Origin of the sequence: Thioalkalivibrio sp. ALE17, assembly GCF_000425605.1 — a bacterium.
Taxonomy (GTDB): domain Bacteria; phylum Pseudomonadota; class Gammaproteobacteria; order Ectothiorhodospirales; family Ectothiorhodospiraceae; genus Thioalkalivibrio.
Genome location: NZ_AUDT01000004.1, coordinates 142,078 through 158,244 on the forward strand (window position 1 = coordinate 142,078; position 16,167 = coordinate 158,244).

13 protein-coding genes are annotated in these 16,167 nt (G+C 68.6%); all 13 read left to right on the forward strand.

Features of this window, described 5'->3' with window-relative positions; all coding sequences use genetic code 11:
- The first annotated feature begins 11 nt into the window (after positions 1-11).
- The 13 genes from purL to fliM all read left to right on the forward strand — a co-directional run bounded on the left by purL (position 12) and on the right by fliM (position 16,156).
- Positions 12-3,887 carry a phosphoribosylformylglycinamidine synthase gene (gene purL, locus H609_RS0105405; protein ID WP_028484493.1) on the forward strand — a complete coding sequence of 1,292 codons (3,876 nt, stop codon included), beginning with the start codon at positions 12-14 and terminating at the stop codon, positions 3,885-3,887.
- Between the two features lie 66 nt (positions 3,888-3,953).
- Positions 3,954-4,490 (forward strand): PilZ domain-containing protein, encoded by a 537-nt coding sequence (locus H609_RS0105410; protein WP_018866242.1) that lies wholly within the window; start codon positions 3,954-3,956, stop codon positions 4,488-4,490.
- A gap of 90 nt (positions 4,491-4,580) precedes the next feature.
- Complete coding sequence (locus H609_RS0105415) at positions 4,581-5,954, forward strand: sigma-54-dependent Fis family transcriptional regulator (protein WP_028484494.1); 1,374 nt, start codon at positions 4,581-4,583, stop codon at positions 5,952-5,954.
- A 199-nt stretch (positions 5,955-6,153) separates the two neighbouring features.
- Positions 6,154-7,524, forward strand: coding sequence for a sigma-54-dependent Fis family transcriptional regulator (locus H609_RS0105420; protein WP_028484495.1), 1,371 nt, complete (start codon positions 6,154-6,156; stop codon positions 7,522-7,524).
- A 128-nt stretch (positions 7,525-7,652) separates the two neighbouring features.
- Positions 7,653-7,991: a flagellar hook-basal body complex protein FliE gene (gene fliE, locus H609_RS0105425; RefSeq protein ID WP_028484496.1), complete on the forward strand. Its 339-nt coding sequence runs from the start codon at positions 7,653-7,655 to the stop codon at positions 7,989-7,991.
- A gap of 32 nt (positions 7,992-8,023) precedes the next feature.
- Positions 8,024-9,688 carry a flagellar basal-body MS-ring/collar protein FliF gene (fliF, locus tag H609_RS0105430; protein WP_018866245.1) on the forward strand — a complete coding sequence of 555 codons (1,665 nt, stop codon included), beginning with the start codon at positions 8,024-8,026 and terminating at the stop codon, positions 9,686-9,688.
- Positions 9,678-10,688, forward strand: coding sequence for a flagellar motor switch protein FliG (gene fliG, locus H609_RS0105435; protein ID WP_018866246.1), 1,011 nt, complete (start codon positions 9,678-9,680; stop codon positions 10,686-10,688). The genes fliF and fliG overlap by 11 nt, the downstream gene beginning before the upstream one ends.
- Positions 10,685-11,401: a FliH/SctL family protein gene (locus H609_RS0105440; RefSeq protein ID WP_028484497.1), complete on the forward strand. Its 717-nt coding sequence runs from the start codon at positions 10,685-10,687 to the stop codon at positions 11,399-11,401. Before fliG ends, H609_RS0105440 begins: the two co-directional genes overlap by 4 nt.
- Positions 11,398-12,780 (forward strand): FliI/YscN family ATPase, encoded by a 1,383-nt coding sequence (locus H609_RS0105445; RefSeq protein ID WP_028484498.1) that lies wholly within the window; start codon positions 11,398-11,400, stop codon positions 12,778-12,780. Before H609_RS0105440 ends, H609_RS0105445 begins: the two co-directional genes overlap by 4 nt.
- Entirely contained in the window at positions 12,777-13,223 is a 447-nt protein-coding gene (gene fliJ, locus H609_RS0105450) for a flagellar export protein FliJ (RefSeq protein ID WP_018866249.1), read from the forward strand. The genes H609_RS0105445 and fliJ overlap by 4 nt, the downstream gene beginning before the upstream one ends.
- Before the next feature lie 65 nt (positions 13,224-13,288).
- Positions 13,289-14,383, forward strand: a complete 1,095-nt coding sequence (locus H609_RS0105455; RefSeq protein ID WP_018866250.1) for a flagellar hook-length control protein FliK — start codon at positions 13,289-13,291, stop codon at positions 14,381-14,383.
- A 290-nt stretch (positions 14,384-14,673) separates the two neighbouring features.
- A complete protein-coding gene (fliL, locus tag H609_RS0105460; RefSeq protein ID WP_018875432.1) occupies positions 14,674-15,171 on the forward strand; it encodes a flagellar basal body-associated protein FliL in 498 nt (165 codons plus the stop codon).
- A 10-nt stretch (positions 15,172-15,181) separates the two neighbouring features.
- Positions 15,182-16,156 (forward strand): flagellar motor switch protein FliM, encoded by a 975-nt coding sequence (gene fliM / locus H609_RS0105465; protein ID WP_018866252.1) that lies wholly within the window; start codon positions 15,182-15,184, stop codon positions 16,154-16,156.
- Positions 16,157-16,167: the final 11 nt, after the last annotated feature.

Here is a 16,167-nt window from a genome sequence, read left to right on the forward strand (position 1 = left end):
GAGGAAGCGCAATGCGGGTTGTGGAAGGGGGCGCGGCGGTCTCGCCGTTTCGGCTGCGGGCTCTGGAGGCAGGGCTGCGGGCAAGCGTACCGGGCGCGGGCCCGCTGGCCGCGCGGTTTGTCTATTTCGTGGAGACCCGGCGGCGGTTGACGCCGGACGAGGAGGCGGTGCTGACGCGCCTGCTGCGGGAGGGCGAGACCTGGGTGGCGCCCGAGTTCGCCGTGCAGCGAGAGCTGGTGGTGATCCCGCGCTTCGGCACGATCAGCCCGTGGTCGTCGAAGGCCACCGAGATTGCCCATCACGCCGGGCTGGAGGACGCGGTCGAACGGATCGAGCGCGGCATTCACTGGCAGATCGGGGGCGATGCGGCGGCCGGCGCGGACCTGGAGGCGCTGGCCGCGCTGCTGCACGACCGCATGACCGAGGCGGTGATCGAGGATCCCGCGGCCGCGGCACAGCTCTTTCACAGCGAGACGCCGCGCTCGCTGGCGCGCGTGGAGCTGGGCGAGGACGCCCGCGCCGCCCTGGAGCGCGCGAACGGGGAGCTGGGACTGGCGCTGTCCCCGGACGAGATCGACTACCTGGCGGACGGATACTCCGCGCTGGGGCGTGCTCCGACCGACGCCGAGCTGATGATGTTCGCGCAGGCGAACTCGGAGCACTGCCGGCACAAGATCTTCAATGCCGCCTGGGTGCTGGATGGCGAGGCCGACGAACGCACGCTGTTCGGGATGATCCGCCAGACCCATGCGCGCCATCCCGAGGGGGTGTTGTCGGCCTACAGCGACAACGCCTCGGTGATCGCCGGTCACACGGGCGTGCGCCTGATGCCGGATGCGATCACCGGTGAATACCGACGTGAAACGCTGGATCTGCCGATCCTGATGAAGGTGGAGACCCACAACCACCCGACCGCGATCTCGCCGTTCCCCGGCGCCGCGACGGGTTCCGGGGGCGAGATCCGCGACGAGGGCGCCACCGGGCAGGGTTCCAAGCCGAAGGCAGGGCTTACTGGCTTCTCCGTATCGAACCTGCGGATCCCGGGCCGCGAGCAGCCCTGGGAGCGCGACTTCGGCCGGCCCGGGCGCATCGAGAGCGCGCACCAGATCATGCTGGATGGCCCGATTGGCGCGGCGGCCTTCAATAACGAGTTCGGCCGTCCGGCGCTGGCCGGATACTTCCGTACGCTGGAGATGGCGCTGCCGAATCCGGCGGGTGGCGAGACGCTGTACGGTTACCACAAGCCGATCATGCTGGCCGGCGGGGTCGGGTCGATCCGTGGCGAGCACGTGCACAAGCAGGATGTGCCAGCGGGGACCCCGATCGTGGTGCTGGGCGGTCCGGCCATGCTGATTGGGCTGGGGGGCGGCGCGGCCTCTTCCATGGCCAGCGGGGCGAGCTCCGAACAACTGGACTTCGCGTCGGTACAGCGCGGCAATCCGGAGATGGAGCGTCGCTGCCAGGAGGTGATCGATCGCTGCACGGCCCTGGGGGCGGGCAACCCGATCCTGTCGATCCACGACGTGGGCGCCGGCGGGCTGTCCAACGCGATCCCGGAGATCCTCGACGACGCCGGGCGCGGGGGCGTGATCCAGCTCCGGGACCTGCCGACCGCGGAGCCCGGCCTGTCGCCGATGGAGCTGTGGTGCAACGAGGCGCAGGAACGCTACGTCCTGGCGATCGCCGCCGAGCATCTCGAGACCTTCCGCACCCTGGCCGCGCGCGAACGCGCGCCGTTCGCGGTGGTGGGCCGGGCGACCGACGAGGGACATCTGAAGGTCGAGGACAGCCTGTTCCACGAACCGCCGGTGGACATGCCCATGGGCATGCTGCTGGGCAAGACGCCGCGGATGACGCGCGAGGACCGGCGCCTGCCACCGCCGAATACGGCGTTCGATGCCGAGGCCTGTCCGCTGGGGGAGGCGCTGGAGCGGGTGCTGCACATGCCGTCGGTGGCCGCGAAGCACTTCCTGATCACCATTGGGGACCGCAGCGTGGGCGGCCTCGTCGCACGCGACCAGATGGTGGGGCCGTGGCAGGTCCCCGTGGCGGATTGCGCGGTGACGCTGACCGACTTCGACGGCTATACCGGCGAGGCGATGGCCATGGGCGAGCGCACGCCGCTGGCGATCCTGTCGGCCCCGGCCTCCGGGCGCATGGCGATCGGGGAGGTCGTGACCAATCTGGCGGCAGCCGATATCGACGGTACGCATGCGATCCGCCTGTCCGCCAACTGGATGGCCGCGGCCGGCGTGCCCGGGGAGGACGCCAACCTGTTCGACACCGTCCGCACGATCGCGGAGGACCTGTGCCCGGCACTAGGCATCTCGATCCCGGTCGGCAAGGATTCGCTGTCCATGCGGACGGTCTGGGAGACCGCGGACGGGCAGGCGCGGCACATGCACGCGCCGGTATCGCTAATCGTATCCGGGTTTGCCCCGGTGGCCGATGCGCGCCGGACGCTGACGCCGCAGCCCGACCCGGAGGCCGATGACCGGCTCTGGCTGATCGATCTGGGGGAGGGCCATGGCCGCTTGGGCGGCTCCGCCCTGGCCCAGGCCTACGGGCAGGTCGGCGCGACCCCGCCGGACGTGGTCGATGCCGCACGCCTGCGCGCCTTCTTCGAGGCCATTACGACCCTGCGTCGCAACGGCCTGCTGCGCGCCTACCACGACCGCTCCGACGGTGGCCTGATCACGACCCTGCTGGAGATGGCCTTTGCCGGGCGCTGTGGGCTGGAGATCGCGGTCCCGGAGGGTCAAGCGCCGGGGGCGTGGTTGTTCAACGAGGAGCTGGGCGCCGTGGTGCAGGTCGCGCCCGGTGCCGAATCGGCCCTGCGCGACGCGATGGCGGAGGCTGGCCTGGAGGCGCATCTGCATCCGGTGGCCCGACGGACCGACGACGAGCGCGTGGTGATCCGCCATGGCGACCAGGAGGCCTTCTCCGCCACGCGCGCGGCGTTGCAGCGCCACTGGCAGGAGACCTCGGCCTGGATGCAGCGGCTGCGGGACGATCCGGAGTGCGCCGACGAGGAGCTCGCCCGGGTGGACGCCGACGGCGGCCTGCAGCCGCGGGTCACCTTCGATCCCGCCGAGGACGTGGCCGCGCCGATGATCGCGCGCGGGGAACGCCCCCGAATCGCGATCCTGCGCGAGCAGGGTGTTAACGGCCAGTTGGAGATGGCGGCGGCCTTCGAGCGCGCGGGGTTTGCCCCGGTGGACGTGCACATGACCGACCTGCTGGACGGTCGCCAGGATCTGGGTTCGATGCAGGGCGTGGCCGCCTGTGGTGGATTCTCCTACGGCGATGTGCTGGGTGCCGGTGGGGGCTGGGCGCAGACCATCCTCAACCACCCGGCGCTGCGGGATGCCTTCCAGGCGTTCTTCGAACGCCCCGAGACCTTCACCCTGGGGGTTTGTAATGGCTGCCAGATGCTGTCCCACCTGGCCCCGCTGATTCCGGGGGCGGGCCACTGGCCGCGCTTCGTGCGCAACCGTTCCGAGCAGTTCGAGGCGCGCCTGTCCCAGGTGCGGATCGAACCGGGCCCGGCGATCCTGCTGGAGGGGATGGCCGGCTCGGTGCTGCCGGTGGCGGTGTCGCACGGGGAGGGGCGTACATACTATGCCGATGGAGCGCCGATCCACGACCAGGCCGCGCTGCGCTATGTCGAGGCCGATGACACGCCGGCGTCGCAGTACCCGGCGAACCCCAATGGCTCCGTGGGCGGCGCCACGGGCTTTGCCAGCGAGGACGGTCGCGCGCTGATCATGATGCCGCACCCCGAGCGCGTGTTCCGGACCGTGCAGCACAGCTGGCACCCGGCGGACTGGGGCGAGGACGGACCGTGGCTGCGGCTGTTCCGCAATGCGCGCGCATTCGTCGGCTGAAGCGCGCCGGGCCGATGGTCTATAACGAAGGCATTTGGTCGGCGGAAAGACGAGGCGGGTACGGACATGGATGACGCCAGCAAGGACGAATTCCTCGGGGAGGACCTGCGGGTTACGACGACCCTCATGATCGGCCCGTCGCAACGCCCGGTTACGGACCCCGTGCTGGCGCAGCGCCTGATCGAGAGCCTCGACCTGTTCGACGACGCACACCCGCGCGGAGCGATGCCCCACGAGGACGAGGGCGCCCCCGAGGTGCAGCGCCTGGAACACAAGCTGGACCTGCTGCTGCATCTGGTGGCGGAGTCGCTGCACCCGGAACGCCCGGACCCGGTCGAGCTGGTACTCAGCGGGCGTGGCATGGTGCTGCCCGCGGGCACGCTGCCCGAGGATTGCGAGCGGGTGGAGGTCTATCTGAGCCGCTTGCTGCCGCAGCCCTGCGTCCTGGGTGTCGAGACTCCGACAACCCGCGGAGGCCAGCAAATGACTCGCTGGACGGGGGTCGAGGGGCCTCTGGAAGAGGCGCTCGGGCGGTGGATCTTCCGCCTGCACCGCCGCGAGGTGGCGGAGAAACGCCAGAAAGTTGACGGCAATCGCAATTAGACAGGATACTGCGAACTCGATCACATCATCGGATGCGGGCCGGGCGTCACCCGTTGCCACATCCGGTCGCGAACATCGGGGCACAGCGGTATGCGGGATCCGGGCGAACAGCAACAGGCGATGCGTATTGCACTCAGCGGTGACTCGGGCACGACGGATGCCACCCGGGCGATCCTGAACTGCCTGGGCTGCGAGGCCGAGCATCAGCCGGCCACTGGCACCTTCGAGAACGTCGCCCCCGCCGCGATCTGGCTTTGTGGACCCGCCGCGGAGCTGTCCGCCCGGCTGCAGGATGCACGAACGGAAGACGCCGCGGTGGTCGTGCAGCCTACCGACGGGGGCGAGGTCCAGGGCGAAGGGGTGGACTGCGTGGTGGAGCACCCGCTTTCCATCGCGCGGGTTTCGCAGGTCCTGCAGTGGCTTCGGTTCGGCCGCGAGCCGGGATACGACGACATGCCCGGGCTGGTCGGGTCGCATCCGACCATGCAGGCGGTCAAGCGCCTGGTGGGCCAGGTGGCCCGCACCGACGCCACCGCGCTGATCCTGGGCGAGACCGGCTCCGGCAAGGAGGTGGTGGCCCGCGCCATCCACAACGCCTCGGACCGGGCGGACAAGCCGTTCGTGGCGGTGAACTGCGGCGCGATCCCCGGAGACTTGCTGGAGAGCGAGCTGTTCGGGCACGAGAAGGGGGCCTTCACCGGTGCCTTCACCGCCCGCGCGGGGCGTTTCGAGCTGGCCGAGGACGGCACGCTGTTCCTGGACGAGATCGGCGACATGCCGCTGCCGATGCAGGTGAAGCTGCTGCGCGTGCTGCAGGAACGCGTCTTCGAGCGTGTGGGTTCCAACAAGTCGCTCCCGGCGCGGGCCCGAATCATTGCCGCCACCCATCGCAACCTGGATGACGCGGTGGCGGATGGCAGCTTCCGCCAGGACCTGTTCTTCCGCCTCAGCGTGTTCCCCATCGAATTGCCGCCCCTGCGCGAACGCACCAGCGATATGCCGCAACTGATCAGCGCGCTGGAAGAACGCCTGCGCGAGCAGGGCATGACCCCGGCCCACCTGACGCCGGCCGTGGTCGCGCACCTGGGGCAGCTCAACTGGCCCGGCAATATCCGCGAACTGGCCAACCTGCTGGAACAGCTGGCGATCATGTATCCCGACCTGCCGGTGGACCTCGCACAACTGCCCCCCCGGGTTCGTCCGGAAGGGATCGAGGATCTGGCCGTGACCTCCCCCACACCCGGCGGCACCGAGTCGGGGTCGGCGGGCGCCAGCCTGCTGGCCGGTGGACTGCCGCCGGAGGGGGTCGATCTGCGCAGCTTCCTCAATGATCTCGAACGCGACATGATCACCCGCGCGCTGGACGAGACCGGGCACGTGGTGGCGCGCGCGGCGCGTCGCCTGGGGATGCGCCGCACCACACTCGTGGAGCGCATGCGCAAGTTCGGGCTCGGCAAGGCCTGACCCGGCCTCCGGCCAGGCGGGGCCGGACCGTAGTGGAGGTCGGGATCCCGTCACCACAAGCCCTGAATTCCCGCGCGACGGTCGACGGATGCTTGACGGGTTGCCCTCCCGTTTTGGATAAACCCCCAATTAATCAGTTACCTGTAACGCTGGCGCGTTTTTTGCTGAACCTTCCCCGAATCTCTATGGGAAGACGTTCATGTCGCGAGCCACAATCCTGTTGGTGGATGCCGAACCGGCACTGCGCGAGGCCGTGGTCCGGGTCCTGGCCACGATTCCTCGAGTCCGACTGCAGGCCTGCAAAGCGGCCGACCTGCCGCAAACCGTGGAAGGGGCCCGTCCCGCAGCGGTGCTGCTGGGCGGTGAACCCGCCCTGAGCGGAGAAGTCCTTCCCGAACCGCGATCTTGCGTCGCCGCGATCAGTCTGGAAGCCAGTCGCGAACGCGAGCTGTCGGCCATGAGAGCCGGGGTGGACGCGCACTTTGCCCTGCCGGAGATGGCGGACGCTCTGGCCGAGTGGCTGCGGCCGCTGCTGGTCTCGGCGCAGGAATTCGAAGCGCCGGCGCTGGTGGCCCGCAGTGCTGCGATGCAGGGGATCGATCGTTTTGTATCGCGGATCGCGCGCAGCGCCGCCACGGTCTTCGTGACCGGCGAGTCAGGGGTGGGCAAGGAGGTCCTGGCGCGGCAGCTGCACGCGCGCTCCCCCCGCAGCCGCGGGCCGTTCGAGGCGATCAACTGCGCCGCGCTCCCGGAGGCCATGCTGGAGGCGATGCTCTTCGGGCATGCCAAGGGCGCCTTTACCGGTGCGCTGGAGGCCCGGCCCGGCAAGTTCCAGCGGGCCCACGGCGGGACCCTGCTGCTGGACGAGGTGACCGAAATCCCCGTGCACCTGCAGGCCAAGCTGTTGCGGGCGCTGCAGGAGCGGGAGGTAGAGCCGCTGGGCGGGCGCCAGGCACAGCGTGTGGATGTGCGGGTGATCGCCACCTCCAATCGCGATCTGCGCGAGGCGGTGGCCGAAGGCCACTTGCGCGAGGATCTGTATTACCGCCTGAACGTCTTCCCGCTTTGCATCCCGCCGCTGCGGGAGCGCCCGGAGGATATCGTGCCACTGGCACAGGCCCTGCTGCGGCGGCTGAGCCGCGGGCGCCTGGGGGAACTGGACGCCGCGGCGCAGCGGCGACTGCGGGAGCACGACTGGCCGGGCAATGTCCGCGAGCTGGCCAATGTGATGGAGCGCGCGATCACGCTGCACGAAGGCGATGACGACCGGGTGACGCTGGAGGCGGTCTGGCTGGATGCGGACATGCTGGCGCCCTGGAGCTCGGGCGACTCCGGCCATCAGGCGATCCGGATGAACACGCCCGAGTGGTCGGCCAGCGACGAAAACCCGACGCCGATGCTGGAGCAGACCCTGCAGACCCAGGAGAGCCGGGTGATCCTGAATGTCCTGCGCGAGTCCGGCGGGCGGCGCAAGGAGGCCGCGGACCGACTGGGAATCAGCCCCAGAACATTGCGTTACAAGATTGCGCGCCTGCGCGAGAACGGCTTTGCGGTTCCGGCGTCGGGATGACGCCCAGCGAGGCTGGCATATGGATTGCTTGGAGTTTTGAAGAAAACGGTAAGCCGCGCACATGGGAGCACAAGGGTTCCGTGCAGAGCGCCGGGTCGCCATAGCGAGAACCCCCGAGGGTAGGAAAGATGAGCGAGATGCAGATTCAGAACGTCCTGCAGCAGATGCGTCAGCTGACGCAGACCAGCGGGATCGAGGGGACCAACCCGGCCCAGCCCAATCGCGAACCGCAGCGGGTGGGCGGGGCGGATTTCCAGAACGTGCTGACCGAGTCGCTGCGCGGCGTGAACCAGACCCAGCAGACCGCTACGGATCTGCAGACGCGCTTTGAACTGGGCGACGACAGCGTCAGCCTGCCGCAGGTGATGACCGCAATGAGCAAGTCCAGCATCGCCTTCGAGGCGACCAACCAGGTGCGCAACCGGCTGCTGACGGCGTACCAGGAAATCATGCGGATGCAGGTCTGATCGGCCGGACGGGCTGAGGGAGAGAACGGACGATGGCCGACAATGCACAGTCCCTGCCCGCGGTGGTGACCGGGGGATTCAAGGAGTTCAACGGGATGCCCGCGGGCCGCCAGCTTGCCCTGATCGGGATGCTGGCCGGCGCGATCGTGGTGATCGTGGCGCTGCTCTACTGGGCCATGCGCCCCACCTACGTGCCGCTGTTCCCGCGCATGGACGCCGAGGACGCGGCCGAGGTCGTGCAGGTGCTGTCGCAGGCCGGCATCCAGTACCAGGTGGATTCCACGACCGGGCAGGTGAAGGTCCCGCAGGGCGATGTCGCCGACGCGCGGCTGCAGCTGGCCGGCGAAGGGCTGCCGCGCTCCGGCGACCTCGGCTTCGAACTGTTGCAGGAGGACACCGGGCTTGGCACCAGTCGGATGATCGAGGGGGCGCGTCATCACCGGGCGATGGAAGGCGAGCTGGCGCGCACGGTCGCATCCCTGGATGCGGTGGATCGCGCGCGGGTGCACATTGCCGAGGGGGAACAGTCGGTGTTCGTGCGCGACCGCCGGCCGGCCAGCGCCTCCGTGGTGGTGCACCTGCGCGGCGGACGATCCCTGAGCGAGACGCAGGTGGGGGCCATCGTGCATCTGGTGGCCTCCAGCACCTCGGATCTGGATCCCGAGCGGGTCACCGTGGTCGACCAGCGCGGCACGCTGCTGACCCAGGACGGCGGCGAGGCGGGCATGGGCGGCAGTGGCGATCGCCTGAACTTCACACGGGATGTGGAGAACCGCTATACCGACCGCGTTCGGGATCTCCTGATCCCGATCGTCGGGCGCGACAAGGTGCGCGTTCAGGTCAATGCCGATATTGATTTCTCGCGCGTGGAGCGAACCGAGGAGCTGTACGATCCCGAGACCATCGCGCTGCGGTCCGAACAAAGCCGGGAGGAAGAGCGCACGGGTCCCGAAGGCGGTGCCGGGGGCGTCCCGGGCGCGCTGACCAATCAGCCCCCCGAGGGCGGCGTGGTCGGGGAAGAGGGCGAGGAAGGTGCCGCTGCTCCGGCGCCGCTCCCGGGCAGTCGCAGCACCAACGTGACCAGAAACTACGAGGTCGATCGCCGCATCAACCACATCCGCGAGATGCCGGGCGGCGTGCGCCGGGTCTCCACCGCGGTGGTCGTGGACTTCCGTCAGGAGGTCAACGAGGACGGCGAGACGGTGCAGGTGGCGCGGGACGCCGAGGAACTGGAGCGCATCGAGGCATTGGTGCGCGAGGCGGTTGGATTCAACGCCGAACGAGGCGATACGATCAATGTGGTGACCGCGCCGTTCGAGGCGCCCGCGGACGAGATCCCGGCGGAGGAGATCGCCTTCTGGGAGCAGCCCTGGTTTATCGAGGTGCTGAAGATCGTGGCGGCGCTGTTGCTGGCCCTGATCATCCTGCTGACGGTGGTGCGCCCGGCAATGAAGCAACTGATGAAGCGTCCGGCACCGCCCCCGCGGCGCGAGGATGACCGCGAGGCCCTGACCGACGAGTCCGGCGGCGAGGCCGGCATGGGGCCGAGCGAGGGTTCGGCCGTGGCCGCGCTGACGGGTCCCAAGGGTCCGGATCAGCAGGAGATGGATCTGGAGGCCGTGCGCGAGATGGTCCGCGAGGATCCCAAGCGCGTGGCGCAGGTAATGAAGACCTGGTTGGGTGACGATGGCCGCTGACAAGAACTCCAAGCTGGAAGGCGCCGAGCGCGCCGCCGTGTTCATGATGAGCCTGGGCGAGGATGCCGCCGCCGAGGTCATGCGCCACATGGGGCCCAAGGAGGTGCAAAAGATCGGCACCGCCATGGCCTCGATGGACCGCATCTCGCGCAGCGATGTGAACGCCGCGCTGCACGAGTTCTCCACCCATGTGCAGGAACAGACCGCGCTGGGCGTGGGCGCCGACGAATACGTGCGCAGCGTCATGGAGAGCGCGCTGGGCGACAAGGCCTCGGGCCTGATCGACCGCATCCTGCTGGGACGCAATTCCAAGGGCATCGAGGCCCTCAAGTGGCTGGACCCGCGCGCCATCGCGGACATGCTGCGCAATGAGCATCCGCAGATCGTGGCCATCGTGCTGTCCCATCTCGATTCCGACCAGGCCTCCGACACCCTGCAGTACCTGCCCGCGCGGGTGCAGTCCGACATCGTGATGCGCATCGCCACCATGGATGGCGTGCAGCCCCAGGCCCTGCAGGAACTCGACGAGATCCTCGACCGGCAACTCTCCGGTAATGCGGCGAGCAAGACCTCGATGCTGGGGGGCGTGCGCTCGGCGGCCAACATCATGAACCTGATGGAGGGTTCGCGGGAGGCCGAGATCATGGAGACGATCAAGGAGTCGGATTCCGATCTGGGCACGCGTATCGAGGAAGAGATGTTTGTCTTCGATAACCTGGTGGATATCGACGACCGTGGCATCCAGACGCTGATGCGCGAGATCCAGACCGAATCCCTGGTGCTTGCGCTGAAGGGCGCCGACGACGACCTGAAGGACAAGATCTTTCGCAATATGTCCAAACGTGCCGGCGAGATGCTGCGCGAGGATCTCGAGGCCAAGGGCCCGGTGCGTGTCAGCGAGGTCGAGGCCGCGCAGAAGGAGATCCTGTCGGTGGCTCGGCGCCTGGCCGAGAACGGCGACATTGTGCTTGGCGGTGGCGGTAGCGAGGCCATGTTGTGAGCGACAGCTCGGCGGCCAGGCTGTATACCGACGCCTCGGCGTCGCTGTGGGAGCCGCCGGAGATCGGTGACGACGGTGTCCATCCGCCGCGCCGTCTGCCCACCGCCGCCGAGATCGAGGCGATCGAGGAAGAGGCGCGCAAGAACGGTTTCGAGTCTGGCTATGCCGAAGGTCACGAACTGGGCCAGAAGGAGGCGGAAAAGGCGGCCCGGGCGCGCGAGGACAAGAAACTGCGCGAAACGGTGGCCGCACTGGAGGCGGTGGCCGGCAGTCTCGCCGATCCGCTGGCCGATGCAGCCGACGCCCTGGAGCCGGAGTTGCTGGCGCTGGTAACGGTGCTGGCACGAAAGGTGATCCAGGGTGAGCTGGAGACCCGGCCGGAGCAGATTCGCACGGTCCTGGAGCAGGCGCTGGCGCAGTTGCCGGGCCGCAATCAGGAGGTGCGCGTGCACCTGAACCCGGAGGACCAGGGCCTCGTGGAGAGCTATGGTGAACGTGCCGGTGCGCAGGTGACCTGGATCGAGGACCCGAGCCTGGCGCGCGGCGGCTGCCGCGTGGAGGCGGGCGCGGCCAGTGTGGACGCGAGCCTGGAACGGCGCCTGCAGCATGCGGTGGAGGCCCTGTGGAACGGGGAAACCCCGCTCGCAGGCGAAAAGGCCGGGGGCGAGGGCGCTGCGGACTCCGCACACGAACCGGCGCCGGAGGATCCATGAGCAGCCCGATCGACGACCTGCATCGCCAGCGACGCGAGCGCCTGAGCACCGGTCTGCTGGACCGACTGCAGCAGACGCGGGGGCGTGTGGAGCGGGTCAATGCGCCACAGTCCGAGGGGCATCTGTCACGCCTGACCGGCCTGACGCTGGAGGCCGAGGGCCTGCGCCTGCCGATTGGCGGGCGCGCCCTGATCCACGGCGAAACCGGGGAGCCGGTGCCGGCGGAAGTGGTCGGTTTCCAGAACGAGCGCACCTTCCTGATGCCCGAGGAGCTGGCCACCGGGTTGACCCCCGGGGCGCGCATCGAACCGCTGGACAACCAGCGCCAGATCCCGGTGGGCGAGGGGCTGCTGGGACGGGTGATCGACGCCAACGGGGCGCCCCTGGATGGCCAGGGGCCGATCCGTACCCATGATTTTGGGCCACTGGCCGGGCGTCCGATCAACCCTCTGCAGCGCGCGCCCGTGCGCGAGCCGCTGGATGTCGGGATCCGGGCGATCAACGGCCTGCTGTCGGTGGGGCGCGGCCAGCGGCTGGGCCTGTTCGCGGGTTCGGGGGTCGGCAAGAGCGTTCTGCTGGGCATGATGACGCGCAACACCACAGCGGACGTAATCGTGGTCGGCCTGATCGGCGAGCGTGGTCGCGAGGTGAATGAGTTCATCCACGAGATCCTGGACGAGGAGTCGCGTACCCGTACCGTGGTGGTCGCGGTTCCCGCGGATCAGTCGCCGCTGCTGCGCCAGCATGGTGCCTGGGTGGCCACGGCGGTGGCCGAGCATTTCCGGGACCAGGGGCTGCACGTGCTCCTGCTGATGGACTCCCTGACCCGGTTTGCCCAGGGGGCGCGGGAGATCGCGATGGCCATTGGCGAGCCACCGGCTTCCAAAGGCTATGCGGCGTCGGTGTTCGCGCGCCTGCCACAGCTGGTGGAGCGAGCGGGCAATGGCGATGTCGGCGGGGGCTCGATCACGGCCTTCTACACCGTGCTGGCCGAGGGTGATGACCAGAACGACCCGATCGTGGACGCAGCGCGGGCCATCCTCGACGGTCATGTGGTGCTCTCGCGGGAGATCGCGGAGACGGGCCGCTACCCGGCCATTGATGTCGGGGCGTCGGTCTCGCGTGTGATGTCGTCACTGATCACTCCGGAACACGAACGCGCGGCCCGCCGCTTTCGTGATCTGGCCGCCACCTACATGCGCAATCGCGACCTCATCGCGGTGGGGGCCTACCGCAAGGGCGCCGATCCGCATCTGGATGAGGCGGTGGCGATGCATGAACGCCTGGAGGCCTATCTGGGGCAGGGCCGCGACGAGGCCGTCAGCTTCGACCGCGCCCGGGATGATCTGCTGGCCCTGGTCGGGGGTGGCGCGGCATGAACCCGAAGCGCCTGGAGCGCCTGCTGCGGCTGCGCAAGATCGAGGAAAGCGAGGCGACGCGCCAGCTGGGCGAGCGGCTGCAGCAACTGGATGCCATCGCCGGCCAGCGCGAGCGCCTGGAGACCTATCAGCGGGAATACCTGCAGGCAACCCTGCCGGACGATGCCAATGCGCTGAAGTGGCTGGCCGGCATGCGCGACCAGTTGCGCTCCGCGCTGGAGCAGCAGGATCTGCGCATCCAGGCGGCCGAGTCCCAGGTGGAGACGGCGCGCCAGGAGTGGCTGGAACGCCATCGAAACAGCCTCTCGCTGGAGAAGCTGCTCGAGCGCCGGCGGGCCGAGACCGCGCGGCATGACGCGCGACGCCAGCAGACGGAACAGGATATGTGGGCCACCCGCCAGGCCCATGCGCGCGAGGCAGACGCGCGTTGGCAGGGTTCTTGAATGGACCCTGAGTATCGATTGAGGCAAGGGCCCGGGGATGACCCCGGCAGACCGAGGATCCGGCAATGATCGCAACACAGAATACGGGCCAGGGCATGCTGCCGCTGCTGCAACTGCTGGGTGGCAGCTCGATGCAGGGCCTGGACGACCTGAAAGGCCTGCAAGGCCGCCTCAAGGGCCAGGACGGCGAGGACTTCCTGGCCATCCTGGAGCCCCAGATGGAGTCGCTGCTGGCCAGCCTGGGCGTTCCCGGCGAGGAACTGGAAGGCCTGGACCTGGAGGCGATGCTGGCGCGACTCCAGGACTTGCTGGACGGGCAGCCCCTGGCCGCGGATCCCGAAGGGGGTGGCAATGCCTTGCCGGTCGCCGCGCTGATGGCTGCGACCCAGGAACCGGGACGAGCCGAGGTGCCCCGCGCCGAAGGTACCCCCGCCCGGGGAGGAGGCGAGGAGCGGGCCCTGCCGGTGAAGCCGCTGCCGGCCGCGGTCATGCGGCTGTTCGTCGAAGCGGCCCAGGCCAACGCCGGACGCGATGGCGCGGTTGCCCTGAAGCCCGACGTGATGGGTGCGCAGGGAGGCATGGCCCGCGACAACGTCCTGGAGATCCTCGCCCAGTGGATGGGGCAGGGGGGTGACGAGGCGCGCCGCGGCCGTTCCGACCCCCTGAGCGGGGTGCTGCCGGCCCAGGGGCTCGGGCAGGCCGAAGGGACGGACGGGGCGCGGGCGCTGCCGCGCCTCGATCTGACACGACTCCTGCAGCAGCCCAACGGGGCCCGGGAGCTGGCCGACCAGGTTCGCATGCTGGCCCAGGCGCAGGGCGGGCGTACCGAACTCAAGCTGCACCCGCCGCAACTGGGCAGCCTGGATGTGCGTGTGCTGGTCGAGGGTGATCGCACCAGTATCCAGTTCATCAGTGCCAATCCGGTGACCCGCGAGGTGCTGGAGGCGGCCATGCCGCGCCTGCGTGACAGCCTGGCCGAGAGCGGCCTGATGCTGGACGATGCGACCGTGTCCGACCACGCGGCCGAGGAGCAGGCGGAGCAGGAGGCCGGCGAGACGGCGCTCGCGGCGGATGACGAGGCCGCCGAGGCCGAGGACCGCGAGGCCGCCGATGGCAGCACGCTCTCCATGCTGAACCGGCGCCTGGACCTGTTTGCCTGATCCCTCCGGCCCGGTGGCAGCCGCGGCCTGTGGCCGTGGCTGCCGGCTCGTTCCTGCGCTGATGCCGGGTTCTCCCTGTTCCCGTGTGCCGCCAAGATTCCGTCTTTCACGGCGGCCGGGCGGCCGATTCTTGACGTTCTTCATGTTTTCCGCGCCCGCGTTTGCCCCGGAAAACCGCCAGTGACCACCCGTAACTGACGGATTAAAAACACTAAAACGACTTCTGGCATCAGCCTTGCTAAGGTTTGTACCGAGAACGAATCCTCGGTTTACCGGACAGCGGGTGCGATATGGCAGAGAAGGAAGTCAATCTGGACGACGACGAAGGCGGCGCCCCGAAGAAGGGCGGGAAGGGCAAGCTGATCGTCCTGATCCTGGTCGTCCTGTTTCTCGTAGCCGGCGGTGCGGCCGCCGCCTGGTTCTTCCTGATGGCGGACGGTGACGATACCGAGCAGGTCGAAGCCGGCCCGCCCGAGCGGCTGTACACCAGCCTCGAGCCGATGACGGTGAACATCGAGGCCCCGGGGCGCATCCGCTACCTGCGCGCGGAACTGTCGCTGGTGACCCATGACCCGGCGGTCGCCGAGGCCTTCGAACGGCACCTGCCGGCAATCCGAAACGACCTCCTGGGCATCCTGGCGGAACAGCGCTACGAGGATCTCAATACCCGCGCGGGCAAGGAGGCCCTGGCGGAAGAGCTGAAAGAGACGATCGCCGGGATCCTGCGTTCCCGCGATGCCCCGGACGCGGTCGAGGCCGTGCTGTTCAACGAACTGGTGATGCAGTAGGAGCCCCGTCATGGCACAGACGGATATCCTCAGCCAGGACGAGATCGATGCCCTCCTGCACGGCGTGGACGAGGGCGACGTCGAGACCGAAGACCCGTATCCGAGTGATGGCCAGGCACGCGAATTCAACTTCGCCACCCAGGACCGGATCGTGCGTGGGCGCATGCCCACGCTGGAGATGATCAACGAGCGCTTCGCGCGTCACCTGCGGGTCCGTCTGTTCAACGTGCTGCGTCGCTCCGCCGAGATCTCGGTGGTCGGCACCCGCATCACCAAGTTCTCCGAGTACATGCATTCGCTGTTCGTGCCCACCAGCCTGAACCTGGTGCGCGCGCATCCGTTGCACGGTACCGGGCTGTTTGTGTTCGACCCGAAGCTGGTGTTCATCCTGGTGGACAACTTCTTCGGCGGCGACGGGCGCTACTACACCCGCATCGAGGGGCGTGACTTCACCCCGATGGAGATGAAGGTGGTGCACGGCGTGCTGGAAGGCGCGTTCGAGGACATGCAGAAGGCCTGGCAGCCGGTCATGGAGCTGGAGTTCGAGTTCCTGAACTCCGAGGTCAACCCGCAGTTCGCGAATATCGTCTCGCCGACCGAGATCGTGGTGATCAGCGAGTTCCACATCGAGCTCGACGGGGGCGGCGGCAACCTGCACGTGACCCTGCCGTACTCGATGATCGAGCCGATCCGCGAGCAGCTGGATACCGGTATCCAGTCGGACCGCTCCGACGTGGACCAGCGCTGGATGCACGCACTCCAGGAGGAGATCCAGACCGCCGAGGTCGAGATCAGCTCCATCCTGGCCGAGACCGAGGTGACCGTGCGCGAGCTGCTGGATATCCAGCCGGGCGACATCATCCCGGTTGATCTCCCCGAAAAGATTTCCCTGCAGGTCGAAGACATCCCGATGTTCCGCGGGAAGTTCGGCGTATCCAATGGGCTGAATGCGATCCAGATTTCGGAACGGATCATCAAACGATAGAGGGCCGCAGC

Excerpts from the sequence above, each read along its gene's own strand:
- fliE (WP_028484496.1), top strand. The coding sequence starts at position 7,653 with ATGAGCGAGATGCAGATTCAGAACGTCCTGCAGCAGATGCGTCAGCTG.
- H609_RS0105455 (WP_018866250.1), top strand. The coding sequence starts at position 13,289 with ATGATCGCAACACAGAATACGGGCCAGGGCATGCTGCCGCTGCTGCAA.
- H609_RS0105420 (WP_028484495.1), top strand. The coding sequence starts at position 6,154 with ATGTCGCGAGCCACAATCCTGTTGGTGGATGCCGAACCGGCACTGCGC.
- H609_RS0105415 (WP_028484494.1), top strand. The coding sequence starts at position 4,581 with ATGCGGGATCCGGGCGAACAGCAACAGGCGATGCGTATTGCACTCAGC.
- fliF (WP_018866245.1), top strand. The coding sequence starts at position 8,024 with ATGGCCGACAATGCACAGTCCCTGCCCGCGGTGGTGACCGGGGGATTC.
- fliG (WP_018866246.1), top strand. The coding sequence starts at position 9,678 with ATGGCCGCTGACAAGAACTCCAAGCTGGAAGGCGCCGAGCGCGCCGCC.
- fliJ (WP_018866249.1), top strand. The coding sequence starts at position 12,777 with ATGAACCCGAAGCGCCTGGAGCGCCTGCTGCGGCTGCGCAAGATCGAG.
- H609_RS0105410 (WP_018866242.1), top strand. The coding sequence starts at position 3,954 with ATGGATGACGCCAGCAAGGACGAATTCCTCGGGGAGGACCTGCGGGTT.
- fliL (WP_018875432.1), top strand. The coding sequence starts at position 14,674 with ATGGCAGAGAAGGAAGTCAATCTGGACGACGACGAAGGCGGCGCCCCG.
- fliM (WP_018866252.1), top strand. The coding sequence starts at position 15,182 with ATGGCACAGACGGATATCCTCAGCCAGGACGAGATCGATGCCCTCCTG.
- H609_RS0105445 (WP_028484498.1), top strand. The coding sequence starts at position 11,398 with ATGAGCAGCCCGATCGACGACCTGCATCGCCAGCGACGCGAGCGCCTG.
- purL (WP_028484493.1), top strand. The coding sequence starts at position 12 with ATGCGGGTTGTGGAAGGGGGCGCGGCGGTCTCGCCGTTTCGGCTGCGG.